This is a genomic window from Hymenobacter mellowenesis (assembly GCF_030581005.1).
Taxonomy (GTDB): domain Bacteria; phylum Bacteroidota; class Bacteroidia; order Cytophagales; family Hymenobacteraceae; genus Hymenobacter; species Hymenobacter mellowenesis.
Genome location: NZ_JAUQSX010000005.1, coordinates 80,009 through 103,604, shown reverse-complemented (window position 1 = coordinate 103,604; position 23,596 = coordinate 80,009). Strand labels below are relative to the sequence as shown.

23 protein-coding genes are annotated in these 23,596 nt (G+C 61.8%); 12 read left to right on the top strand and 11 right to left on the bottom strand.

Annotated features, from left to right (window positions below):
- Nucleotides 1-24: 24 nt before the first annotated feature.
- The 5 genes from Q5H92_RS11080 to Q5H92_RS11060 all read right to left on the bottom strand — a co-directional run bounded on the left by Q5H92_RS11080 (nucleotide 25) and on the right by Q5H92_RS11060 (nucleotide 4,064).
- Nucleotides 25-447, bottom strand: coding sequence for a hypothetical protein (locus Q5H92_RS11080; protein WP_305011590.1), 423 nt, complete (start codon nucleotides 445-447; stop codon nucleotides 25-27).
- A gap of 428 nt (nucleotides 448-875) precedes the next feature.
- Complete coding sequence (locus Q5H92_RS11075) at nucleotides 876-2,330, bottom strand: B12-binding domain-containing radical SAM protein (RefSeq protein WP_305011589.1); 1,455 nt, start codon at nucleotides 2,328-2,330, stop codon at nucleotides 876-878.
- Nucleotides 2,331-2,397: 67 nt separating this feature from the next.
- Nucleotides 2,398-3,057 carry a hypothetical protein gene (locus tag Q5H92_RS11070; protein ID WP_305011588.1) on the bottom strand — a complete coding sequence of 220 codons (660 nt, stop codon included), beginning with the start codon at nucleotides 3,055-3,057 and terminating at the stop codon, nucleotides 2,398-2,400.
- A gap of 33 nt (nucleotides 3,058-3,090) precedes the next feature.
- Complete coding sequence (locus tag Q5H92_RS11065; RefSeq protein ID WP_305011587.1) at nucleotides 3,091-3,384, bottom strand: winged helix-turn-helix domain-containing protein; 294 nt, start codon at nucleotides 3,382-3,384, stop codon at nucleotides 3,091-3,093.
- Nucleotides 3,381-4,064, bottom strand: a complete 684-nt coding sequence (locus Q5H92_RS11060; protein ID WP_305011586.1) for a hypothetical protein — start codon at nucleotides 4,062-4,064, stop codon at nucleotides 3,381-3,383. Before Q5H92_RS11060 ends, Q5H92_RS11065 begins: the two co-directional genes overlap by 4 nt.
- A 76-nt stretch (nucleotides 4,065-4,140) precedes the next feature.
- On the opposite strand from Q5H92_RS11060, the gene Q5H92_RS11055 reads away from it, so the two are divergent.
- Together Q5H92_RS11055 and Q5H92_RS11050 are read left to right on the top strand one after the other, a co-directional pair.
- Nucleotides 4,141-4,590, top strand: coding sequence for a hypothetical protein (locus tag Q5H92_RS11055; protein ID WP_305011585.1), 450 nt, complete (start codon nucleotides 4,141-4,143; stop codon nucleotides 4,588-4,590).
- 501 nt (nucleotides 4,591-5,091) lie between these two features.
- Nucleotides 5,092-5,610, top strand: coding sequence for a hypothetical protein (locus tag Q5H92_RS11050; RefSeq protein WP_305011584.1), 519 nt, complete (start codon nucleotides 5,092-5,094; stop codon nucleotides 5,608-5,610).
- A gap of 161 nt (nucleotides 5,611-5,771) precedes the next feature.
- Here the strand turns inward: Q5H92_RS11050 and Q5H92_RS11045 are convergent, their stop codons facing one another.
- Nucleotides 5,772-7,367: a DUF4153 domain-containing protein gene (locus Q5H92_RS11045; protein WP_305011583.1), complete on the bottom strand. Its 1,596-nt coding sequence runs from the start codon at nucleotides 7,365-7,367 to the stop codon at nucleotides 5,772-5,774.
- A 156-nt stretch (nucleotides 7,368-7,523) separates the two neighbouring features.
- Here Q5H92_RS11045 and Q5H92_RS11040 point away from each other — a divergent pair, with 156 nt between their 5' ends.
- From Q5H92_RS11040 to Q5H92_RS11030, 3 genes are all read left to right on the top strand, one after another.
- Nucleotides 7,524-8,321, top strand: coding sequence for a class I SAM-dependent methyltransferase (locus Q5H92_RS11040; protein ID WP_305011582.1), 798 nt, complete (start codon nucleotides 7,524-7,526; stop codon nucleotides 8,319-8,321).
- 173 nt (nucleotides 8,322-8,494) lie between these two features.
- A complete protein-coding gene (locus Q5H92_RS11035; protein ID WP_305011581.1) occupies nucleotides 8,495-9,370 on the top strand; it encodes a UbiA family prenyltransferase in 876 nt (291 codons plus the stop codon).
- A gap of 201 nt (nucleotides 9,371-9,571) precedes the next feature.
- A complete protein-coding gene (locus Q5H92_RS11030) occupies nucleotides 9,572-10,207 on the top strand; it encodes a hypothetical protein (RefSeq protein WP_305011580.1) in 636 nt (211 codons plus the stop codon).
- An 89-nt stretch (nucleotides 10,208-10,296) separates the two neighbouring features.
- Here Q5H92_RS11030 and Q5H92_RS11025 read toward each other — a convergent pair whose 3' ends face one another.
- Both Q5H92_RS11025 and rho read right to left on the bottom strand, forming a co-directional pair.
- Entirely contained in the window at nucleotides 10,297-10,965 is a 669-nt protein-coding gene (locus tag Q5H92_RS11025; protein ID WP_305011579.1) for a DsbA family protein, read from the bottom strand.
- Between the two features lie 225 nt (nucleotides 10,966-11,190).
- Nucleotides 11,191-13,557, bottom strand: coding sequence for a transcription termination factor Rho (gene rho / locus Q5H92_RS11020; RefSeq protein ID WP_305011578.1), 2,367 nt, complete (start codon nucleotides 13,555-13,557; stop codon nucleotides 11,191-11,193).
- A 441-nt stretch (nucleotides 13,558-13,998) separates the two neighbouring features.
- Between rho and serS the strand changes: the two genes are divergently transcribed.
- Together serS and Q5H92_RS11010 are read left to right on the top strand one after the other, a co-directional pair.
- Nucleotides 13,999-15,273, top strand: coding sequence for a serine--tRNA ligase (serS, locus tag Q5H92_RS11015; protein ID WP_305011577.1), 1,275 nt, complete (start codon nucleotides 13,999-14,001; stop codon nucleotides 15,271-15,273).
- A 119-nt stretch (nucleotides 15,274-15,392) separates the two neighbouring features.
- Nucleotides 15,393-16,466, top strand: a complete 1,074-nt coding sequence (locus Q5H92_RS11010) for a GlsB/YeaQ/YmgE family stress response membrane protein (protein ID WP_305011576.1) — start codon at nucleotides 15,393-15,395, stop codon at nucleotides 16,464-16,466.
- A gap of 10 nt (nucleotides 16,467-16,476) precedes the next feature.
- On the opposite strand, the gene Q5H92_RS11005 is transcribed toward Q5H92_RS11010, so the two are convergent.
- The gene (locus Q5H92_RS11005) at nucleotides 16,477-16,743 is read right to left on the bottom strand and encodes a UBP-type zinc finger domain-containing protein (protein ID WP_305011575.1); all 267 of its coding nucleotides are present in this window, start codon (nucleotides 16,741-16,743) and stop codon (nucleotides 16,477-16,479) included.
- Nucleotides 16,744-16,993: 250 nt separating this feature from the next.
- On the opposite strand from Q5H92_RS11005, the gene Q5H92_RS11000 reads away from it, so the two are divergent.
- From Q5H92_RS11000 to Q5H92_RS10990, 3 genes are all read left to right on the top strand, one after another.
- On the top strand, nucleotides 16,994-17,695 hold the full coding sequence (locus tag Q5H92_RS11000) for a dioxygenase family protein (protein ID WP_369811137.1): 702 nt from the start codon (nucleotides 16,994-16,996) through the stop codon (nucleotides 17,693-17,695).
- Between the two features lie 156 nt (nucleotides 17,696-17,851).
- Nucleotides 17,852-18,385, top strand: a complete 534-nt coding sequence (locus Q5H92_RS10995) for a hypothetical protein (protein ID WP_305011573.1) — start codon at nucleotides 17,852-17,854, stop codon at nucleotides 18,383-18,385.
- Nucleotides 18,363-19,082: a pirin family protein gene (locus tag Q5H92_RS10990; protein WP_305011572.1), complete on the top strand. Its 720-nt coding sequence runs from the start codon at nucleotides 18,363-18,365 to the stop codon at nucleotides 19,080-19,082. The genes Q5H92_RS10995 and Q5H92_RS10990 overlap by 23 nt, the downstream gene beginning before the upstream one ends.
- Here the strand turns inward: Q5H92_RS10990 and Q5H92_RS10985 are convergent.
- Both Q5H92_RS10985 and polX read right to left on the bottom strand, forming a co-directional pair.
- Nucleotides 19,079-20,083: a glycosyltransferase family 9 protein gene (locus tag Q5H92_RS10985; RefSeq protein WP_305011571.1), complete on the bottom strand. Its 1,005-nt coding sequence runs from the start codon at nucleotides 20,081-20,083 to the stop codon at nucleotides 19,079-19,081. The two genes, Q5H92_RS10990 and Q5H92_RS10985, sit on opposite strands and share 4 nt — an antisense overlap.
- A 156-nt stretch (nucleotides 20,084-20,239) precedes the next feature.
- Complete coding sequence (polX, locus tag Q5H92_RS10980) at nucleotides 20,240-22,081, bottom strand: DNA polymerase/3'-5' exonuclease PolX (protein ID WP_369811136.1); 1,842 nt, start codon at nucleotides 22,079-22,081, stop codon at nucleotides 20,240-20,242.
- 147 nt (nucleotides 22,082-22,228) lie between these two features.
- On the opposite strand from polX, the gene Q5H92_RS10975 reads away from it, so the two are divergent.
- Complete coding sequence (locus tag Q5H92_RS10975) at nucleotides 22,229-22,558, top strand: lipocalin-like domain-containing protein (protein WP_305011570.1); 330 nt, start codon at nucleotides 22,229-22,231, stop codon at nucleotides 22,556-22,558.
- 378 nt (nucleotides 22,559-22,936) lie between these two features.
- The gene (locus Q5H92_RS10970) at nucleotides 22,937-23,596 is read left to right on the top strand and encodes a thioredoxin family protein (RefSeq protein WP_305011569.1); all 660 of its coding nucleotides are present in this window, start codon (nucleotides 22,937-22,939) and stop codon (nucleotides 23,594-23,596) included.

Below are 23,596 nucleotides of genomic sequence, written 5' to 3'. Positions count from 1 at the left end.
GCGGCAAATGCCCTGCAACAGCGCCTAACCCGTGGCCGCTGCCAGAGCCCGGTAGTAGACGGCCGCCACCACTTCGGCGGTCAGAATGACACGCGCCATGTGCTCCAAGCCTAGGGGCAGCCCCAATGTGCGGAAAACCTCATGCAGCCAGTGGGTTTGCAACTGCGGAATGCCCTGCTGGTCCATAAATCGCCCCAACATGGCGGCGTGCCCCTCCTCTTCTTCGATAAACAGCTGCATGGCCGCCGCGTAATCGGGCACGGCGTATTGGCGGGCCAGGTCCATGAGGTGGTCGCCACCGGTACCCTCGCCGCGCTGGAAGGTTTGGAGGGAGGTGCGGACGGCACGCCGCTCGGCGGGCGTGAGCGGCTGGGCATCGGGCCAGGGTAACCCGGCGGCGCTGCCGCGGTTGGCCTGGAAGTAGGCTTTGATGTCGGTGAAAGTCATGGTGATTGACCAAAGGAGTTATAAATCAGGCATATCATGAGAGGCTCCATAGGGTAAACAAAGCCCCAATCACCAATACAAATACTTGAGATGACAGTAGTAATGCAAACCAGATACAGCCTACTAGGTCCAGTACAGAGGTATATGCCAGAGTTGCGCGGAAAAAACCAACTCCGCTGGCAATCGCCCGGAGCCAGACAAGCAGATGCATCCACCAAAACGTACTCATGACTACCAGTTGGGCATAGTTGCCAGATAGATGCAATTGAAAGAATCCGCTTGTCAGTCCCACCCACCCGCCCATGCAGGCTAGCGTCCAGCATAGGCTGCCTATTAGCCATTGCTCCAATGTGTGAGGTTTTGCAAATGGGTTGTGCATCGAGGTATCCCTGTAGCAGTTTGATGAAATTGGTTTGAGTTGATGCCATTCACCGCTGCAGCACCGGCAGCGGCAGCAGCATCCCGGAATCACTCGTTGGCGGCGCCAATGCGGCCGGGCCGGGCTTCCCCTCTTTGCCGCGCACCTTGCTCAGAATGGCTTCCAGCAGCGGGCGCATCGAGTCGAGGTGGCGCGACTTTATCATGAAATTCCAGAGGGGCTCAAATTTTTTCCAGCCGCCGGCGTAGGCGAAGTGCTTGAGCTGGTGGCGCAGCGTGTCGTGCACGAGGCTGGCTTTGGTGATGTTGGCCCAGGAGTAGAAGTCGCGGTAGGCGCCGTCGTAGCCCTCCTTGAGCTGGCGGGCCGTCAGGTGCGGGCCGGGCTGGCACACTACCGTGCGGGTGTCGTACTCATTCCAGCGGCGGTGCAACAGGCGGCCCTCGGCCTCCATGCGCTTAAAAAGAGCGGTGCCGGGGTAGGGCGTGGCAATGTGAAACGTGGCCGTGGTGATGCCCTGCCCCACGGCCCATTCCACGGTGCGCCGGAACACGTCGGGCCGGTCGTCGTCGAGGCCGAACACGAAGCTGCCGTTCACCATGATGCCTAAATCGTGCAGCCGCTGCATGGCGGCGGCGTAGTCGCGGCCCAGGTTCTGGGGCTTGTTGCTGGCTTTCAGGTTGACCGGGCTCAGCGTTTCAAAACCCACAAACAAGCTGCGCAATCCCGCCTGCGCCGCCTTTTCCAGCAGCCCGTTGTCGCGCAGAATGCTGTCCACCGTGGCGGCGCCCTGAAACAGCCGCCCCATGCCGCGCATCCCCTCAAACAGCCCGGTCGCAAACCGCGTGTGCCCCAGCAAATGGTCATCGAGGAAGTACAGATGCCGGCCCGGCAGGCGGTCGATTTCGGCCAGCGCGTCGTCCACGGTTTGGGTGTAAAAACCCTTGCCGCCCTCAAAAAAGGCATCCTTGTAGCAGAAGTCGCAGTGGTGCGGGCAGCCGCGCGTCACCACGATGGAATTGGGCACGAGGTAGCGCTCCCGCTTAATTAAGTCGCGCCGGATGGGCGGCACGCCCACCAGCGTGCGCCCGGCCGTGGATACGTAGCGCGGCAGCGCCCGCCCGCTCTGCCAGTCCTTCAGAAACTGCGGAAAAATCTCCTCGCCCGGCCCCAGAAAGATGCTGTCGGCGTGCGGCGCGGCCTCCTCGGGCAGGCTCGTCACGTGCAGGCCGCCCAGGCACACGTAGGCGCCGCGGGCGCGGTAGTGGTCGGCCAGCGCATAGGCCCGGTAGGCGTTGGTGATGTAGACCTGGATGATGACGATGTCGGGCTCATCGTCTAGGCGCAGCGTTTCCACGTGCTCATCCTGCATGTCGGCCTCCCAGTGCGTGGGCAGGTAGGCCGCCAGCGTAGCCAGCCCCAGCGGCGGAAACAGCGAGTACTTAATGGGCCGCCAGTACGGACTAGTGGCTTCGGTGAGGGCCGGGAGAATGAGTTTTACTTTCATCTTAAAGAACTTTGTATTTCAAAGTTTGGAGACAAAAAAAAGGGTTCATCGGGGCAACGCGGTGCCGTCAATTAGCAGCAACGCTTTGTGTTGGCGAAGCCGACACTTTGCTGTAAGCAATGAATGCCTTCGCCTTCGGGTACGCCACCCGAATCAGGCCATCGTTGAGCTTGCAGTGGAGCCGGCCAAAATTGAACTGCGTGTAAGAGCGGCGCGACAAGGGCTGAAAGAAATAGTTGTCGTAGAACACCACCGCGCCGGGCGTCCGGCGGATGTACAGCAAATCGAAGGCATAATAAAGCGCCCAATCGGTGCGGCGGGCAATGTAGAAAGGGCCCGCGCTGGCCTGATGCCGGAACGTGATGCCCGGCTTCCGCAGCCGCAGCGCCTGCTGCACCTCGGGGTGCCGCAATAAGGGGCGTGCGTCGAAGCGCAGGGTGTCGCCGTGGCCATCGCAGTAGTAATCCAGCAGCTGCGCGGCTTGCGGATACACCACCCGGCCGCCCAGCTGCAAGGTGCCGTAGAGCAGCCGCAGGCCATATTGGTCGGTGCGGGTTGATTGGCTGGCCAGGGCCCGGCGCTCCACGCCGTTCAGCACGTGTTGCATCAGGCCGAAGTCGCCCACGGCAAACAATGTCCCCGCTCCGGCCAGCCCCGCCAGCAGCCCGCCCGCCAACCGGCGGGGCCAGCGGCGCGAACGTTGAGCAGGTTGAGCGAACGGTATCATGCCAAAAGCTGAGTGTAAAAAGAACCTGCTGGATTACCCCCGCAGCAACTTTTCCAGCGTGGCGAGGTGCTGCTGGAAGGCCACTTTGCCGGCGGCGGTGGCGGTGTAGGTGGTGTTGGGTTTTTTGCCCACAAACTGCTTGCTGACCAGCACGTATTCGGCCTTTTCGAGGGCGGCCACGTGGCTGGCGAGGTTGCCGTCGGTGAGGTCGAGGGCTTCTTTGAGGTCGTTGAAGCTTACGGATTCGTTGGCCATCAGCACGGCCATCACGCCCAGCCGCACGCGGTGGTCGAAAGCCTTGTTGAGGGTGTGGATGAGGTGCTTCACGAAGAGACGAGGGGTTTGGCAGCCGCGCCCGGCCGCTCGTAGCGGTTATACATCACCAGGCCATAACCGATATGGCCCAGGCCGAAACCGAGCGCAAAGAAAAGCAGTCCCCACTCGGGCAGCAGCAGGCACACCAGCCCCAGCCCGATTTGCGTCACGCCCAGCCAGCGGATTTCATCCAGCGTGTACTTGCTGGCGTTGAGCAGCGCGAGGCCGTAGAACAGCAGCAAGCCCGGCATCACCAGGGCCACGTCGGCGCCCAGGTACAGGCGCAGGCAGAACAAACCGCCCGCCACCAGCGGCACCGCCAGGGCCACCGCCAGCCGCCGGCCGGGGGCGCTCCACAGCTTCTGGCCGCCGTGGTGGGTACGGCGCCGGGTGAAATAAAAGGCCACCAGCACCGCCAGCGCAATCATGCCGCCCGTGAGAAATAGCAAGCCGGGCAGCTCCCGCTGCCGCGCTTCGGCTGAGGAGTGCAGCAGGCGCGCGTAGCCGCCCACCACGCCGCTATCCTGAAAAGCACTCTCCAAAAACCGCAGGCTGAAGGCCGTGCCCAGCAGCGCCACCACCCCCGCTCCTACCCCGCTCAGGCCGGAGAGCGACAAAAAGCGCGAGCTGCGCTCCATAATGGCGCGGATTTCGGTGAGTTGGGCTAACGGGTCGGGGTTGGCAGGCTTCATAACCATAGAAGTACTTTGTGTTGCAAAGCTACAAGAAAAATTGATGTACGTTTGCGCATCCTACTTTTTTTTTACGATGAAACCAGAAGTTACTTTTTATCCCACCCCGCTTAGCCTCAGACTCTGGCTTTTTACCAATCTGCTGGCGGGCCTCGGCTGGTTTGCCTGGTACGCTTGCAAAGGCCACGTTGACCTCTGGACGGAGGGCGTTATCATTCCCATTGTCATCACGCTGGTATCGCTGCTGGCTTCGGTGCTGGCCATTCCCCTGGGCGCCTGGCTATTTGCCATGATAATGCCCCAGCCTTTGGATAAGCGCGTTTTCTATTCGGTATGCGCCATTTTGCTCCTCTGGCTGCAAGCCGTGCTTCTGGTGGCGCTCACTGTTCCCGGTGCTTTTCAGGACTTGACCGGTCTGCTCGTACTTACTTCACCGCAGCTGGTCGCAGCCTTTGTGGCAACCGGCGTGGTTTACCGCCACTGGCTATTCCGGGCCGAAGAGCTGGGCGAGGAATACGATGATTAACCAAGGCTGCCCGCTTCTTTGGAGGACTGAATGTTGAATTTCCCGCTTGGGCGGCATCGAAAATTCATGCGGTCTAAAGCCCAGTTCAATTCCACCCTGTTGCTACCGGTTCACAAGCCACTGGGGCAACAGTCGATGCAGGGCGGGCCATGCGCAGCGGCGGTTGCGCTGCTAGCTGATGCAAGCAATTAACTCGCTTTGGGCGCGTTATCAAGCCACCAGCAACTAGCACCACTTCCCAAAACAGGAACTAGCTTGAATACCTTTTAAAATGGATAAAATATTATTTATACAATCAATTGATTTTCAAGATTTTGTTTTTCAAAGAAATCAAGGTTTTAGGATTCCCAAAATGACCAGATTATTCCCAAAAATATAATCATTGCCAGCCCAAACCGCTCATTTACAGCTCATCGTAATTCCCCCGACTCAGCAAAAAGCGCCGCGTGCTTGCGCACGCTTTTTGCTGGTTAGCTCTCCCTACTCTCCTTTTTCGCTGCTATGAAGTTGACTTACCCCACCACCGCACCCGTCGCGTACCCTTCGGCCCTGGCCAGCACGCTGTATATCTGGCTGTTCAGCAATTTGGGCGGCACTGCAAAGCTCCTTGTCGATTTCGGCTTTGATGAACCCCAGGACTTGCAAGTACCGCTGCTCATCGGCCTGCTGGCAAGCGTTGCTTCGCTGGTTGCCGTGCCTTTCGCGCTGCCCATCTTCGTGCTGGCTCAGCGGGCCTGCACCAGCTGGAAATGCCGTCTCACGGCTTTAGCAGGAGTACTGCTCGCCTTTGCAGCGGCCAATTACCTGCTGCTGCACTGGTTGCCTTTGGGCCCACCCGAAAGCCTGCTGCGCATGACGTGGCCCTATCTGGCCGGCGCCGTGCTCACCGTTGCGTGGCTCTACTGGCCACAGTCCGTGGCCGGGCGGCTGGCGCGGCCCCGCTCATCCCGCCCCGCGCCGCTGCTCAGCGCGTGGCGGCAGCGCGCGGCCAAGCAGCCCATGACGCATCTGGCGCATTAGCGCTGGAATAGCAGTGCGGATTCAAGCCGACAAAACCGACCGGACTTATTGTTTGGGCTTACTGACGCGCCTCTTGCCCGGCTGCACAGCTTGTGACTTTCGCCCGCAACAGCCTCGCAATGGCTCGATGCACTCACTGATAGAGGCAAGGCCATGCGCTGCTACGGAACGGGCGGGCCAGATGCCGCTTTCACCGTTTGGTAGGCCCGCCAGTCGGCGTAGTTCCAGCTTTGCCAGCTGCGGTGGGCCTCGTATTCGGCGCACCATGCGCGGGTGCTGGCGGCCAACTGCTGCAGGGCGAAAGGTGGTGCCACTTCTACATCGCTCGTCTCGGCCCAGGCGCGGCGCATGAGCACGGGCGTGCAGCCCGGCGCGGCCAGCACAGCCCGGCGGGCGTGCAGGGCCGGCAAGGCGCGCCCCGGCAGCTCCAGCAGGAAGCTGAGGTCGATGTGCAGGCGCTGGCGCTGCAGGTTGTAGCGCACCATCCACACCTCCCAGTTACCGGCGGCCAGGGCCAGTAGCAGCGCGTAGGCGGCCCAGCCGTTGAGGCGCACGAGGCTATAGGTGGTGCGGCGCTGCCAGATTTTCAGCCCGATAGTGCCCAGCCCGAACAACGTGAGCAGCAAGAAAGCGCACACCCCGATGCGCTTGTAAGCCAGGCCCGTGGCCACGATGTAGTAATAGTTGCGCAAGCCCACCGACACGGCCAGCACCGCATTTTGCAGCACCCACGCCGTGGCCAACCTCCGCAGCCAGGGCAGCCCAGGGACGTAGAAATTCAGGTTGCTCCGAAACGCCCACAGCACCAGGCTCATGGCCAGCAGGATGCTGAAGATGAGCACATAGGTGCCCTCGTGCACAAATTGCTTCATTTCCAGCGCCGTGGCCGGGTGGTAGCCCAGCCATAGCCAGTTGATGTCGATGGCGTTGACAAGCAGCAGCAGGGCATTCAGCAGCCCAAAAACCGCCAGCGCCACCACGTATTGCTTACGCAAATCGGGGAGCCGGAAAAAGCGGCGGGCGCGCACCCGGCGCCGTTCCAGCACTTCCGGGCTTTGGGCGTCGCGCTCGGCGTAGTGGCGCGCGGCACCACGCAGCACAACGGCCCCCGCCACCGCGCCGGCCAGCCCCCAAAACAGGACGTGGCCGACGGAAATGGCTTTGTAGAGCCATTCCATCCATCGCAACAGCGCTTCTGTCAGCTGCTCGGTGAGCCGGGCGTAGCGCGGATTAGCCAGCACAAACAGCCCATGAAACACCAACAGCGCCGCCACCGGCAGCCCAAGCAGCCGGCCGTAGAACCAGCCCCGCCGGACCTGGTCAGCAGTGCGCCCGGCGGGCCAAAGGGCGTTTGCCGCTGCCGGGCCGGCGTGCAGGAAGTTTTCAAGGCTGGTGAGCAGCGCGTAGCTCACCGAGCGCAACGCGGGCCAGCGCACCAGGGCCAGTACCAGCGCCAACGACACCCACCCCGCCACGCCCGCCATCACCGAACCGTAGAGCGCCATGAGCACGCCGCTGAGCAGCGTGCCGCCCACGGCCACCCAAAACGGCCACGCTCCCCGCTGCGGCCGGGGCAGTAGCCACAGTTGCAGGGCCACGGCCGTCCACATAAACAGCAAGCCGTTTAGCCCCAGCCACTGCTCCCAGAAAAGCCGCTTAAACAGCACAGCGGTGAGTAGCAGCGCCCACTTGTGCTGGGCAGCCAACGGGACTTGCATGACGGGCGCAGCCCCCGGCGAAACGGTAACGTTGGGCATAGAATAGATTTATGAGCTCGAGAGTGTAAAAAACTGGTGCTTGCCTGAAGCCCGGGCAACGCGGCGGGTACGGCTTAAAGTATGTGGCAGGCGGGCGGCGCGGCCGGTGGCAGGCGGCTTTTCGGCAGCCGGCCGGCTTTCTGCGTATGCCGGGCCATGCGCCTTCGCCTGCGGTTGTTTGAGTTTGAGGATTTGCCGTGGTTTCCGGCCGTCATCCGGGCCGGCATGATGGACTATCTGCGCTTCATGATTTCAGCGCTGGGCACTTACCGGCCCATTGTGCCGCTGCTGGCCGAAGGCCTCGCCCGCACCGGCCAAACCCGCGTGCTGGAGCTAGGCGCCGGCGCTGGTGGCGGCACCGAAACCGTGCTGGCCGCCCTGCGTGCTCACGGCCAACCTGCCGCCACCATCCTCCTCACCGACCTCTACCCCCAGCCCACCGCCTGGGCCGACATTGCCCAGCGCACCGAAGGCGCCATCACCTTCGAGCCTACTTCAGTCAATGCGCTGGCCGTACCGACGTATTTAACGGGTTTCCGCACCCTTTTTTCCGCTTTCCACCACTTTCCACCCGAAGCGGCCACAGCCATGCTGCGCAATGCCGTGCAGGCCAACACCGGCATTGGCGTGTTTGAGGGCGCGGGCAAGCACTGGCTGGAATTGCTGCTGGCCTGGACGGTGCTGCCGGTGGCGCAGCTGCTGCTCACGCCGTTTTTCCGGCCGTTCCGGCTCAGCCGGTTGGTGTTCACCTACCTCGCGCCGCTCATCCCACTCTGCACCATCTGGGATGGCACGGTGTCGGTGCTGCGCATGTACCCGATTGAGGAACTAATGGCTCTGGCCCGCACCGCCGACCCGGAAAGCCGCTTTGCCTGGCAAGCCGGCAAGAAGCGGCACTGGTGGGGGCCGGAAGTGACGTATCTGATTGGTTGGCCGATGAGCAATGAGCAATGAGCAATGAGCAATGAGCAATGAGCAATGAGCAATAGGAACGTCATGTCGAGCTTGCCGAGACATCTCGCGTGGGGTAGTAATCCAATTAAATGAGTTAATACCCCACGCGAGATGTCTCGGCAAGCTCGACATGACGTTCTTTACAGTTTTCACTTCCTAATTGCCATTGCCCGTTGCGTCTCGCCAATTACAAAAAAGCCCTGCCGCTGCTGCGCATCCCGTTTTCGGTGTACCTCATGCCGGTATTCTGGTTTGGGCTAAGCGCCCTGCGCGGGCCCTGGAGCGGGTGGCGGGCCGCGGGCGTGTTCGTGGTGCTGCACCTGCTGGCCTACCCGGCCTCCAATGGCTACAATTCCTACTACGACAAGGACGAAGGCAGCATCGGCGGCCTGAAAGCCCCGCCCAAAGTGACGCCGGAACTGCTACATCTGGTGTGGCTCTTCGATATGATGGCCGTGGCGGGTGCAGCGCTGTTATCGTGGCCCTTTGCGGCGCTGGTGGTCGTCTATCTGCTGGTTTCGAAGGCATACAGCTACGAAGGCATTCGGCTGAAAAAGTACCCACTGCTGAGCACGCTGGTGGTGGTGGTGTTTCAGGGCGCCTTCACGCTGCTGATGACGCAGGTGGGCGTGGGCGCTGCTTCGGCGCAGCTTTTTGAGAAAACCAATCTATTGCTGGCCTTGGTAAGCACGCTGTTTTTGTGCGGCTCCTACCCGCTCACGCAGGTATATCAGCACGAGGAAGACGCCCGGCGCGGCGACCGCACGCTGAGCTTGCGGCTGGGTATTCGGGGCACGTTTGTATTTGCGGCCGTGGGTCTGCTGGCGGGCGCGGCAGCGCTGGGCCTGGCCTACTGGTTAAGGGAGGAAATACGGCCGCTGCTGATTTTTCTGGTGGCGACGGGGCCGGTGGTGTTCTTATTCAGCCGTTGGGCGTGGGCTGTGTGGAACGACGAAAAAGCGGCTGACTTTGAGCACACCATGCGGATGAACCAGGTTTCGTCGTTGTGTTTGAGCGCGGCTTTTATTGCGATGTTGCTGTGGCGCTGAGCAGCAAACGCTGGAATGAGGTTAAGGCGCATATTTGCATCTGGTCGTTCGCACCGTCTGGTGGTCATCGGACACCCCATCCGGCCACCATCGTTCAACCACGAGGCGCAAGTATGCGTCTCTACACCGTTCTAAACCCAGCAACTTCTGCTGCTTGAAGTTGCGTATGGATACTTCCTTTTCCACCAAGCCCCCGACGTTATGCGTTACTCCTGGCTCCTTCTGATGCCCCTGCTGGCAGCTTGTAATTCTAACCCTTCGGCCGAAAATAGAGAACCGGGCTTCGGCGCGGCTGACCAAGAGAGCCCGGCCGACACTTCTGCGGCCCTGCCCGCGCCCGATACTGCAAGCACCAAAGCCGTTTCGGCCGTGAGCGACACGCTGCGGACCGTGCGCCAGAAGCACAATTTCAGCAACCCCAAAGGCCCGGCCGACTCCTTCAAGCTCGTATTCCGAGGCCCGTCCATTCTCGAAGGGACCGGCGAATTCACCATCACCGACCCCAGCGGTCAGGTCATCTTCCGCGAGATGCTAACCGAGCCCGACCTCGAAGCTTCATTGGTGTATGAGATGAAAAACCCCACCGCCACCCGCGCCGAGCGCGAAACCTTTGTGCTACGGCGCATCGACCGGTTTTTTGTGCCCTCACAGTTTCATACGCCAGCCATCGCCCCTGAAGCGGATTTTCCGGCCGATTTGGTGAACCTTGAACGCGCCACCTGGGAAGATTTGCAGCACCGGTCCGATGCCATCGGCTTCGACTACCTCAAAGGTAAGGAAGACCGGCAGCGCATCGCCTGGTCGCCGCTCACGAAACAGGTAGTACGTGTGCAGTAGCACCCTCAGAACCTGTACCTCGAAGCTGTACTTCGGCTCGTTGAACGATTCCTGACGCGAGCCGAAGCGCCGCTTCGGGGGTACAGTTGCTAGCGGCTCATTTCTTCGCGCAAGAGCTGCTCCAGCCCCGCCCGCATCTGCTCGTAGGGCTGATAGCCGCGGGCCAGCACGTAGCCCTGCTCGCCAATGCGCACCACAGCCGTGGGAAAGCCTTCCACGCCAATGCGGGCCACGGCGGCAAATTCTTGCTGCGCGGCGCGGGCACTTTCGGGCGCAGCCCAGCGGCGCTGAAACTCCACCACATCGACGCCGAACGGCGCCAGCAAGTCGTTGTAAGTCGAAGGGTCATTCAAGTCCTGGCCGTCGCGGAACAGGGCCGTTTGCACGGCGTGGGCGAAGGCCACGGCGCGGGCCGGGTCCTGCGTGAGTTGGCGGAAGGTGGCAATGGCCCGGCTCGGCGGCTCGGAGTCGTAGCGGTAGTCGCCGGCCGCGCCGAGGGCTTTGAAGGCTTCGACGAACTGCACGCCGGTCACTTGCTCCACGTCATTCAGGCTGGTTTTCAACCCGTCCCAGATTTCAGCAATGGTCCCCACGTCTTCGCCCTTCACCATGCCGCCGCAGAGCACCGACACGTCTACGCGGCCCGCGAACTCCTCCTGCAGACGGTTGATGACCGGGCTTGTGCCGTAACACCAGCCGCAGAGCGGGTCTTGGATATAGAGTAGCTCGGGTAGGTTTTCAGGAGGTGTGGGCGTCATGGCAAGAGAAATAATCTGCTGCAAAAGTAGCCCCCGGCGGCGCGGACTGGCGCTTTTTTCATCGCCTGCTAAAGTTTTAGGTTGAAGGTGAATTTATTTGCCGGGCCTCCGGTTTGCCCAGTGCTAGGTTAGCTTATTGATAGAACGGTTAGTTATCGTGATTTATAGAAAAAGGCCCGCTGCATTGCTGCAACGGGCCTTTTTTATGCTCCAATGAATCGAGCCTTAGCCGTTCATGGCCAGCAGGAATTCTTCGTTGTCCTTGGTGCCTTTGATGCGGTCCTTGAGGAATTCCATGGCCTCGGTGGCCGTCATGTCCGACATGAACTTGCGGAGCACCCACACGCGGTTCAGCTCGTCCTTGCTCATCAGCAGGTCTTCGCGGCGGGTGCCGGAAGCCGGGATGTCGATGGCCGGGAACACGCGCTTGTTGGCCAGCTTGCGGTCCAGCTGCAGTTCCATGTTGCCGGTGCCCTTGAATTCTTCGAAGATAACCTCGTCCATCTTGGAGCCGGTTTCGATGAGGGCCGTGGCGATGATGGTGAGTGAGCCGCCGCCTTCCACGTTGCGCGCCGCGCCGAAGAAGCGCTTGGGCTTTTGCAACGCGCCGGCGTCGATACCACCCGAGAGGATGCGCGAGGAGCTGGGCTGCACCGTGTTGTAGGCCCGCGCCAGGCGGGTGATGGAGTCGAGCAGAATCACCACGTCGTGGCCGCACTCCACCAGGCGCCGGGCCTTGTCGAGGGCCATTTCGGCGATTTTCACGTGGCGGTCGGCCGTTTCGTCGAAGGTCGAGCTGAGTACTTCGGCCTTCACGGTGCGGGCCATGTCGGTCACTTCCTCGGGGCGCTCGTCGATGAGCAGCACCATGAGGTAGACTTCGGGGTGGTTTTCAGCGATGGAGTTGGCCACTTCCTGGAGCAGCACGGTTTTGCCGGTTTTGGGCTGGGCCACGATGAGGCCGCGCTGGCCCTTGCCAATGGGCGCGAACAAATCGAGCACGCGGGTGCTGATTTGGGTCGACTTGGTGGTCAGCTTCAGCTTGGAATCGGCAAACAGCGGGGTGAGATGGCTGAACGGCACCCGGTCGCGGACTTCCTCCACGGTGCGGCCGTTCATGCTTTCCACGCCCACCAAGGCAAAGTATTTTTCGCCCTCGCGCGGCGGCCGGATGGTGCACACCACCGTGTCGCCAGCCTTCATAGCAAACTGCTTCACCTGCTGCGGCGACACGTAAATGTCGTCGGGCGAGCTGAGGTAGTTGTAATACGGCGAGCGCAGGAAGCCGTAGCCGCCATCGGGCATCAGCTCGAACGTGCCGCCGCCGGGCACCACGAGGTCGAGGTCCTGGCGCTGGGGGCGCTGCTGTTGCTGGTTTTGATTCTGCCCTTGGTTCTGGCCCTGCGGCTGGTCGGTGCGGGGCGTGCCGTCGGCGTTCAGCTGGCGCTGGGCGCGCTGCTGGTCGCGCAGGGCGTAACGCTCCTCGCGGGTCAGGTTGCGGTTGTCGCGGCCGTCGCGCTGCGACTGGTCCTGGTTGTTGCGAGGCTGGTCCTGACGGGCTTGGCTGTCGCGGTTTTCGCGGGGCTGATTATTGTCGCGCGGCTGGTCCTGGCGCTGTTCGCGAGGTTGGTCGTTACGTTGCTCACGGGATTGGTTGTCCTGGCGCGGCTGTTGGTTGTCGCGGGGCTGCTGCTGGTCCTGGCGGGCGGGGCGCTGCTGGTCGCGGTTATCGCGCAGGGGCTGCTCGCGGGTGTCGCGCTCGAAACGGTCGGCGCGGTTTTCGCGGCGGTCGGCAAAGCCATTACCGCCGAACTCGCGGCGGCGGTTTTCCGAGTTATTCTCGCGGTTTTCAGTGCCGTTTTCGGCCAGTTTTGCGGCTGCGGCAGCGGCTTCATTGGCGGCTTTTTCAGCGGCCATTTCGGCGGCGCGCTGCTCAGTGATGGGGCGGCCGGCGCGGTCCACGCGCTCGCGGCGACGGGGCTGCGCGGGGGCTGAGTTGCCGTTCTGGTCGGTGGCCGGGGTTTCGGCTGAATTTTCAGCCTGATTTTCGGCTGAGGTTTCAGCGGCCGCAACGGCCGTTTCCGGGGCGGCTTCAGCTACTGAAGAGAAAGAAGTGTCGGGCTCGGCAGCCAGCACGGCGCCGGTGGCAGCTGCGGCGGGCACTAAGGCGAGGCCTTCGAGCGGGTCGAGGATTTCGACGGTAGCGGCGGTGGTTTCGGCGGTAGGGGCGGCTTCGCGGCGGGGTTCGCGGGCCGAGCGAGCGGCGGGCTGGGCTTTGCGGGTGGGCGGGGCTACGTCGGAGAAGGGTTGCTCAACGGTGCTGGGGGCCGGGCGGCGGGCGGCAGGCTTATTGGCGCGGGCCGGGGCAGCGGCTACAGCGGCGGTGGTAGCAGGCGTTTCGGCAACGGCCGGCGCCGGGGCGGGCGCGGCGGCCGGCTGCTCGGCGGCGGTGGGAGTCAGGGCCTGCTGGTCGAGGATTTTGTATATCAAATCCTGCTTGCTCAGCCGTTTGAAATTGCCCACGTTCATTTTTTCGGCAATTTCTTTGAGGTCGGACAGCAGCCGGTCCTTGAGCTCGTTAATGGTGTACATAAAGGGAATAAAGGGGAAACATCGGCTTGAAGCGAGGAGAGGGCCGGCGGCTTGGCATAAGCCCAAAATGGGCTGGCGGGGCCAGCAACGGCACAAGGCGGCAAAACCGCAGCTAGTACTCGCGGGGTGCGCAAACGGCACCTGATAAGCGCCCGGGGCGCAATCGAAATAAGCAGGAAATGAGGTGCAGAATGGGCCGCTGGAATTTTCAGCAAGAGACGGGCCGGAGGCGGGCACTGTGGTCCGCGAATCCAGCCACGGCGGCCGGTTGCTCCCGCAATGTTAGGGCATTACGGGCAAACCGCCAAATCGGATGCGGCTCAGTGGGGTTTAAACGCGCGGCGCCGGCAAATAAGTTGCGCAGTGCGGCCAAGGTCGCGGCCGGAAGGCGCGGCGCGGGTCGTTTTTCTTCCGACCTTTGCCCGCATTACCTCCCGATTTATGCTGCAACTTTCCGTTCTCCGCGACCAGACCGACCTCGTGCTGGCCGGCCTCGCCAAAAAGCGCTACGCCACCGGCCCCGCCGACGTGGCCGCCATCCTCGACCTCGACCAGCGCCGCCGCCAGCTCCAAACCAGCCACGACTCGGCCCAGGCCGAAGCTAACAAGCTGGCCCAGCAAATTGGCGGCCTGATGAAATCCGGCGACAAAGCCGGCGCCGAAACCCTGAAAATCCGCACCGCCGAGCTCAAGCAGCACACCCAAAGCGCCGCCGCCGAGCTGGCCCAGGTGGGAAAAGAGCAGCAGCAGCTCCTGTATAAGCTGCCCAACCTGCCCCACGCCAGTGTGCCCGAAGGCCGCGCTGCCGCAGACAACGAGGTGGTGCGCGAACACGGCGCCAAGCCCGAGCTGGGCCCCGACGCGCTGCCGCACTGGGACCTAATTAAGAAGTACGACATCATCGACTTCGAGCTGGGCGTGAAAATCACCGGCGCGGGCTTCCCGGTGTATAAGGGCCAGGGTGCCCGCTTGCAGCGCGCGCTCATCAATTTTTTCCTCGATGAGGCCCGCAACGCCGGCTACACCGAAATGCAGCCGCCCATTCTGGTGAACGAGGCCAGCGGCTACGGCACCGGCCAGCTGCCTGATAAGGAAGGGCAGATGTACCACGATGCCAAGGACGACCTGTACCTGATTCCGACGGCCGAGGTGCCGCTGACGAATATTTACCGCGACGAGATTATTCCGGTGGAGAAGCTGCCCGTGCGCATCACCGGCCACACGCCCTGCTTCCGCCGCGAGGCCGGCTCGTGGGGCGCCGACGTGCGCGGCCTCAACCGCCTGCACCAGTTCGACAAGGTGGAAATCGTGCAAATCACGGAGCCCGAGCAGAGCTACGCGGCTCTCGACACGATGGTGGCCCACATCGAAAGCCTGCTGCAAAAGCTGGAGCTGCCCTACCGCGTGCTGCGCCTCTGTGGCGGCGACATGGGCTTCACCAGCGCCCTGACCTATGATTTGGAAGTGTGGAGCGCCGCCCAAGGGCGCTGGCTGGAAGTATCGTCGGCGTCGAACTTTGAAACTTACCAGGCCAACCGCCTCAAGTGCCGCTACAAGGCCGAGGGTGGCAAAACCCAACTGCTGCACACGCTGAACGGTTCGGCCCTGGCGCTGCCGCGCATCGTGGCCGCGCTGCTGGAGAATAACCAGACGGCCGACGGCATTGAGCTGCCGGCGGTGCTGCATAGCTACTGCGGTTTCAGCAAGATTGGGTAGGCGCTGAGCCAGGACCAACGCAGCGAGGCGGCTTCGAAACTTGGGTTTCGGGGCCGCCTCGTTGTTTTTAATGGTTTGTAGCTACTTTTCCGCTGTACTCACCTCCAACGTCCGTGGCCATGTCTGATACAGTTTCCCTTGATGAAGTCCAGTATTTACAACAGGAAATTGAGGCAGCGGTGCGGGAGCCCGACCCGGTGCTGGCCAATCTGCTGATTACGCGCTGCCACTACCTGCTTTCGCAGGCCTTGCAGCGGGCGCTGGGGCCCGGGGCGGGGGCCAATTTTCACTCCTGGGCTGTGTGGGGCTCGCGCAAGGCCGGCGTGACCATTCGGCAGGAGGACCTGGACGATGCCCGCCGCGATGGTACCATCGTGGGCGGCATTGTGGGGGCGCTGGTGGGCGTTGGGTGCGGCTGGCTGCTGCGGTTTCCGCTGTGGTGGGAGCCCGGGGCGGCCGTATTGGGCGCGGTTTGCGGCATTGCCGTGGGGCGGCTCATCATCAGCCACAGCCGGCGCCGCTCGGCGAGCCTAGTGCTGGCCGGCAACCGCACGGTTCTGGAAGACATTGGTTTGCAAACGGTAAGATTTCTGCGCTGGCTGGCGCAAGCTGCTCCTTCTCAGCCGACTGATGCCGCTGAATTTGTGGCCGCACTGCAGCCCGGCGCGGTGGGCCAGCAAAACCAGGAATTGCTGCGGCAGGCTTTTGCGCAATATTACCGGGCCCGGATAGCCAAGAGCATGGCCGAGAGAGAGCAGGCCACTTATTTCGGCAACTGCTTTGCCGTGTGGCACGAGCACGTGCGCCTCGAACCCTACATTCAAGGGGCCATGCCCCTCATTATCCGACGCTGCGTGACGCAGCGGCTGCTGCAGTTTGATATCGGCTCGGTGCGGCTGGCTGTGGCGCAGGATGTTCCGGCCAATGACTCAGCCGCGGCGCTGGCCCTGCCGCAGTCCTCGCAAAGCGAGCAGGCGCTGGACCTCCTGCACCAGGGCAGTGGCAATGCACAGAGCGGTGCCGCGTTTAAAGGCACTGCCGCCGGCGACTGGACGCGCATTAGGGAACGAATGCGCTACGTATTTGCGCTGTTTCAAGCGTTTCACACCGAGCCGCAGGTGTTCTCCTCACCCTACGACGCGACGCAGCTAGCAGCCTTAGCCGCAGGACAGCGGCCGGCTGGTATTTGGTAAGACGGGCAGCTTAATACTCTGCCATTTCCTCGTCTACGTAGCACCAGAGCCACCGTTCGCCGGGCTCGGCGGAGGCGATGACGGGGTGCTGGGTGGCGTGGAAGTGCTTGGTGGCGTGCTGGTTTTTGGAGTTGTCGCAGCAGCCGACGTGGCCGCAGTTCTGGCACACGCGCAGGTGCACCCAAGTATCGCCGAGGGCCACGCATTCGGGGCACACGTGCGCGGGGGCGGTTTTGAGGCTGGTGAGGGACGTGAGGTGTTGGCAGGGCTGAGGCATGGGTTGAAGGTAGGAAGCGGCGGGCAATAGGCCAGCGGGAAACGGTGGGCGAATTGGAAATCTACAACTATCCATTCCCCGCTCTAAATCGTGAAACCGTCGACTACAGGCCGCCAATCGCCGATTGGAGGGCGCAATGGGGAATCTTAGGCGACAACTTCGGATTGTCAATCAGCAACCGCAGTCTTTCACTTCACCTTATCCCTCCCCCAACGTCATGGAAAGAAAACATTTTTTGAAGAGCCTGTTGATGGGAGCCGCTTCTGCGCCAGTATTGCTTTCGGCCTGCGGCAAGGACACCGTTTCGCCCACGTCGAGTACCAGCAGCACCTCGGGCACAACCGGAACCACGGGCACCAGCGGCTCGGGCAGCTGCACCGTGGCGCCCACCGAAACCGAAGGCCCCTTCCCCACCAAAACGCCGGCCTCCTACGTGCGCAGCAACATCACGGACGGCAAAACCGGCTACGCGCTGACCATCACCATCACCGTGAACAACGCCAACGCCAGCTGCGCGGCCCTGGCCGGTGCGCTGGTCGACATCTGGCACTGCGACGCCGAGGGCAATTACTCGGAGTACGGCGGCACGGGCATGCAGGCGACTAATTATCAGGCGGTACACTTCCTGCGCGGCCGGCAGGTGACCAACGCCGCCGGGCAGGTGACGTTTACGAGCATCTTCCCGGGCTGGTATTCGGGCCGGGCCACGCACATCCACGTGCACGTGTATTCGGCCACTGGCACCTCACTCAAGGTGACCCAAATTGCCTTTCCTGAGGGCAGCGGCACGGCCGTGGCGGCCGTGAACGGCTACGCCAAAGGACTGAGCGGCTACACCTCCAACGCCAGCGACAACGTGTTCAGCGACGGTGTAGCGCTGGAACTGGCCACGGTGACGGGCAGCACCACAGCCGGCTTCCAGCTCTCGTGGGCACTGGCCGTGCCGGCGTAAGCCGAACATCAGTAAAAAAGAACGTCATGCAGAGCGCAGCGAAGCATCTTGCCCGCAGCAAGTAATTTATTCGGCCGCAAAATTTTTAGTGGTGGCGGGCAAGATGCTTCGCTGCGCTCTGCATGACGTGCTGATTATTCCACTATCCCAAACCCAATGCCCGACCGTACCATCTGCCTGTGCTACCGCAAAATCATCGATGCCAGCAGCACCCGGCCCTGGGACAAGCTGGTGTGGGACGACAGCTATGTGGAATTCCGGTTGCAGGCGCAGAACTTCAACCCCGAAAACCGTTACCGCTCCTTTGGCGAAATCCTGCACTACATGCCGGGCGCCGAGCGGCTGCATTTCCTGGTGAGCGGGGCCGTGACAGGCTACGTGCAGCAGCTCAGCGAACGAATGCCGGACATTCTCAACAACCTGGGTCGGCACTTCCTGCGCTTCGAGCGGTTTCAGTTCGAGCTGATTAACTCCGATTTGCAGGACCAGAGCAAGCATCAGGTGGCCGTCAATTTCGTATCGGCGCCGCTGCATTGGCACGACACGGTGGGGCCGTTTTTGTTGGTATCGGAGGCCACGGCGGTACCTGCGGCGGGCGAAGTGCTGACGCATCTGGTGCAACTGCAACCGTTTCTGAGCATTTATTCCATCCAAAAGCCTGAATCCGATGCTTCAGCAAACGCCGGGTAAAATCTTTCTGGCCGACGAGCGGGGCGTGGCCGAATCGGACCGGTTCCGGCGGTTCAGCACGTTCAGTTTCGGGCCGTTTGCCCACCCGCACAAGGGGCCGTTTAAACGGCTGTACGGCTTTAATGAGGAATCGCTGGCGGGCAAACATGCGCTCGATTTCACGGTCGCTGAGGCCTCGCACGTCCTCATCATTCCAATTACCGGCGCGGTGACGGTGGCTGCTGGCGAACCCCCAGAAACCACCGCAGACGTGGAAGAAATGCTGGTGCTGACGGTGCCCGCCGGCAGCGTGCTGCGCGTGCAAAACCCTTATGAGGAGGAGTTGGTCAGCTTTCTGCACATCTGGTTGCTGGCCGATTCGGTGGTTTCAACAGCTACCACCCAACGGGCCACGTTTAGCTTGGAAACGACTCCAGGGCAACTGCAGTTGCTGGCGCCGAAGCCAGCTGGCGTAGCGCTACCTGTTGCCGTAAGTCTGGGTCGCTTTGCGGGCCGGGAGGAGGCCGTTTATGAACTCCGTGAGCCCGAATCGAGCTTTTTTGCCTTCGTATTGGCTGGGGCCTTCGAAGTGGAAGGCCGGCTTATGCATGAGAAAGACGGGCTAGCGCTGTGGAATACGAACGAAATTGAACTGGAAGCTTTGAGCAACGACGCCATTATTATCGTGTTGGAGCTTCAGCAATCAACGGAAGCTTAGCTGCTGGGCGACGGCCAATCCAGGTTTAGGTTTTGCTCACGCATGCACTTAAAATGGCCTTTTGGGCATTTAGCAAACCCTATTTTTGAACACGGCCGGCAAGGCAGCCCCAACACTTCCACTGAGTGAAAAGCCGTTTTGTAAGGATACATCCCGAAGGCGGGCACGGTATTGCCCCACACGCTGAAAATCTCCTTGCCGAACGCGGCCGCAATGTGCATCAGCCCGGTGTCGTGGCTCACCACAAACTGCGCCTGCCGCACCAGCGACGCCGATTGATGTAGCGAGAAGCGTCCGCAGCCGTTGTGGATTGGTGGGTTAGTGGGTTGGTGGGTTGAATGTCGGGCAGCAGCCATGTCTGCTATAATGGCCTCGGCCACCGTGGCATCTTCCGGGCCGCCGAGCAGCAGGATGGGGCGCGGGGCTAGCCGCTGGCACAGCTCCACCAGTTTCTCCAGCGGCAGGCGCTTGGTGGCGTGCTGCGCGCCGATGGCCACGGCCACGTAGCCGCCGCTTTGGAAAGGCACGGGCAGCGTCGTCAGCTCGACTTCCTGGCCGGCGGGGATGAAATAGTCGAGCCCCTGGCCGTCGTCGCGCACGCCCAGTGGCGCGGCAGCAGCCAGGTAGCGCTGGACGATGTGCACGCGCGGCAGCTTGTCAATCTTGAAGTTCACCAACAACCACTTCTGCCAGTTTAGCTTGTCGAAGCTGCTGGATTTTACGCCCAACTGCAACTTGATGAGCCGCGTGCGCAGGTTGTTGTGCAGGTCGATGATGTGGTCGAACCGCTCGGCTCGCAGCGTCTGTACCAACTCGCCCAGGCTACCGGTGAGGCAGTGGACTTTGGTGATATTCGGGTTGGGTTCCAACAGGCCGCGGTAGGCGGGCTTGGTGGCGAAATGCACCTCCGCCTGCGGCATCTGTTGCGCCAGGGCCCGCACCACCGGCGTGGTCAGCACGATGTCGCCGATGGAAGAAAAGCGGAGAACGAGGATTTTCATTTTTAGCGGTTGGCCCAAAGCAAACAGAACGTCATGCAGAGCGCAGCGAAGCATCTTTACCGCAGCAGTAATCTAATCGACAGAATTTACTGCTGCGGCAAAGATGCTTCGCTGCGCTCTGCATGACGTTCAATAACAACCTCTGCACAGCTTCACCTACTCAAATAACGACTTCTTGTATTCCAGCGGCGGGGTGATGTTGGCTTTGCGCTGCTCGAAGTAGGCCGCCACTTCCTCCACCGATTTGGCGTTGAATGTCATTTCCTTGGTCAGGTGGCCTTTGCGGCCCATGAGCACGCCGTAGCGCATGTCTTCGTAGCCGTTGGTGTGGTGGGCGTCGGGGTTGATGCTGAGCATTACGCCCTGGTCCAGGGCGTAGCGCACCCAGCGCCAGTCCAGGTCGAGGCGCCAAGGGTTGGCATTGATTTCGATGATGACCTTATGCTGGGCGCAGGCGTCGATGACGGCCTTATAATCAATGGGGTAGCCCTGACGGCGCAGCAGCAGGCGGCCGGTGGGGTGGCCCAGCATGGTGGTGTAGGGGTTTTCGATGGCGCGCAGCAGGCGGTCGGTGGCGCGGCGCTCGTCCATTTTCAGGTTGGAATGGATGCTGGCCACGATGAAGTCGAAGCTGGCCAGCACGTCGCTCGGGTAGTCGAGCGAGCCGTCGCCAAGGATGTCGCTTTCGATGCCTTTGAAAATGCGGAAAGGGGCCAGCTCGGCGTTCAACTTATCGATTTCCTGGTGCTGCTGGCGCACGCGCTCCACGCTCAGGCCGTTGGCGTAGTGGGCGGCCTGGCTGTGGTCGCACAGGCCCAGATACTCGTAGCCGTGGTCGCGCAGCCAGGTGGCCATTTCGCGGATGCTGTGGTTGCCGTCCGAATACGTGCTGTGGTTGTGCAGGGAGCCGTGCAGGTCGCCGTCTTCGAGCAGGTGGGGCAGCTTTTTCTCGGCGGCGAGGGCGATTTCGCCCAGGCCTTCGCGCAGTTCGGGCACGATGAACTGCAGGCCGGCCTTCTCGTAAAGCGCCTCCTCCTGCTGAAATTGTTCGCGCCGCGCCCACTGGCGCAGGGTGGAGTTGGGACCGGTGGCGTTTGGAATCAGCTCGCTCAAATGCGCTTCGGCGGCCGAATTCAGGAAAACCTCAGTGGCGAAAGCGGCGGGCGCCACCAGCAGTACTTCTACCTGCACACCCGATTCGGTGGCCCGGCCACGCCAGGCAAACGGGCCCGAGCGGCGCGGCTCCGGCGTGAGGCCTTCCAGGCCGTTGAGCAGGGCATGGGCCTGCGCGGGCCTGTCGGTGGCGGCCACCAAGCGCACGGTTTCCACGGTTTCGAGGCGGCGGCGGATTTCGCCGGCCACGGCCACCTGCTCGGTTTTCAGGGCCTCGCGCAGACGTTGGGCCAGGTCGTCGGCCAGCTGTTCGGCCTGCGGGTAGAGGAGTTTGCCCTGGCTTTGGCCGGCAAATTCCAGCGCCTCCAGAATGCTTTCCTGGGTCTTTTTGCCGAAGCCTTTGAGCTTGCTCACCTGGTCGGTTTCGGCAGCCTCGCGCAGCTGCTCAATGCTTTCGAGGCCTAGCTCACGCCACAGGCTGCGGATTTTCTTGGGACCGATGCCTTTGATTTTCAGCATCTCCACCACGCCGGGCGGCGTGATTTCCAGCAGGCGCTGCAGGTCCGAAAATGTGCCGGTGTCGAGCAGCTCGGCCACCTTGGCGGCGGCGGTTTTGCTCAGGCCGGTGCGGTCGGGCAGGCCGGAGCGCTCCACCTCGGCCACCGGGAAGCTCAGGGCGTCGAGGGCGTTAGCCGTGCCTTCGATGGCGCGGATTTTAAAGGGGTTTTCGTCGTGCAGCTCCATCAGCTGGGCAGCCAGCTTGAAGGCGCGGGTCAGGGCGCGGTTATCCACGGGAGAGTTGTTGTTGGGAGAACGAATGTAGCGTACCGGGGTGCTTACGCGGAAAGCGGTAGCCCCGGCCAGCCGGCCCATTCCGGCGTACACGCCTGAAACGCCTTACCTTGGCGCGCCCACCTTTTTGGTTTTGCTATGTTATTACGCCTTTCCGTCCGGTCATTGTCGGTGGCTTTACTGCTGCTAGCGACGGCATGCGAACGCCGTAAGTCGGTCGTTATCTACTCCCCGGCGTCTATGAAACAGCTCGAAGGCACCTGGCTAAACTCGCACGAGGAAAACGCCGGCGATACCTTGGTGTACCGGCCCAACACCTACCGTTTCCCGCCTGCCCGGGGCCGTACGGGCTTCGCATTCAAGGAATACGGCCGTTTCGAGCAGTTCGACATTGCTCCCACCGACGGCCTCGCCGGCCGCCCCGGCACCTGGGTTATTGAGGGCAACAGCCTCAACAAGGTGCGCATTCACCTCAACGAAGGCCCGGAGCCCGACTACGACCTGGAGGTTATTTCCTTGAAAAATAAGATTCTCAAGCTGCGCAAGTTGCCCGTTGAAAAGTCCCGATAGGGCGCCAGGATGCTCCAAACGGTCATGTCGAGCATTCTGCGCATCAAAGCAGAGGACCGAAACATCTCGCGGGCCGAAGTAAATCAATCGCAAACGCAAGGGAATACTCGCAGCACACGTGATGTCTCGATTAGCTTGATATGACCGTTGTTTTTGCTAAAACGAAATGCTCTTCCAGTTGCTCATTAGCCGATTCCTTCCTACCGTTGGGCGACGGACGCCGCCGTTGCTCATGCCTCGTTCATGAAGAGGCGACAGCTTTACGGGAGCAAGGCACGGTCGTTGTAACGGGCCATAACATCCGTTGTAGCCCCGCGTAAGAACCTATCAGCGGCTGACGACGGTTGTTTAAGCCCCTCCACTTTGTTCTTCATTCCCATGTCACGCAGCACTTCCTTTGGCCTTGTGCCGGCCATCCTTCTGGGCCTGGCTATCAGCGCCAGCCCCGCGCTAGCCCAGAAAACCACCATTAAAGCCAAGAACGATAAAGTCAAGGCCAAAACCACGGAGGCCGATGGTACCGTGAGCAAAACCAAGACGGTAGTCGCTGCCACCGCCCCGACGGCTCCGCAGCCAACCTCGTCGGTTGCGTCGGCGCCGCAAACAGTGCTGCCGGCCGCCCCGGCTCCCGCTCAGGGACTGGAAAGCGCGGCGGGCTGGGTTTCGGACCTGGGCGCCGCGCAGGCACAGGCCAAAGCCACCAACCGGCCCATTCTGGCCATTTTTTCGGGCTCTGACTGGTGCAAGCCCTGCATCATGTACGAGCAGGAAGTATTTGCCAAACCGGAGTTTGCGGAGTACGCCAAGGACAAGCTGGTGCTGGCCCACTTCGATTTTCCGCGCCAGAAGCGCAACCAGCCCACCGCCGCCCAGCTCAAGCTGAACGAAACCGCTGCTGCCCAGCTCAACCGCGAGGGCGAGTTTCCGCTGGCCGTTGTGATTTCGCCCGAGGGCAAGGTGCTGGCCAAAACCGGCTACATTGCCGGCGGCCCCGCCGCCTTTGAGGCGTATCTGAAAAAGGTCGTCCCTTCGCTGTAG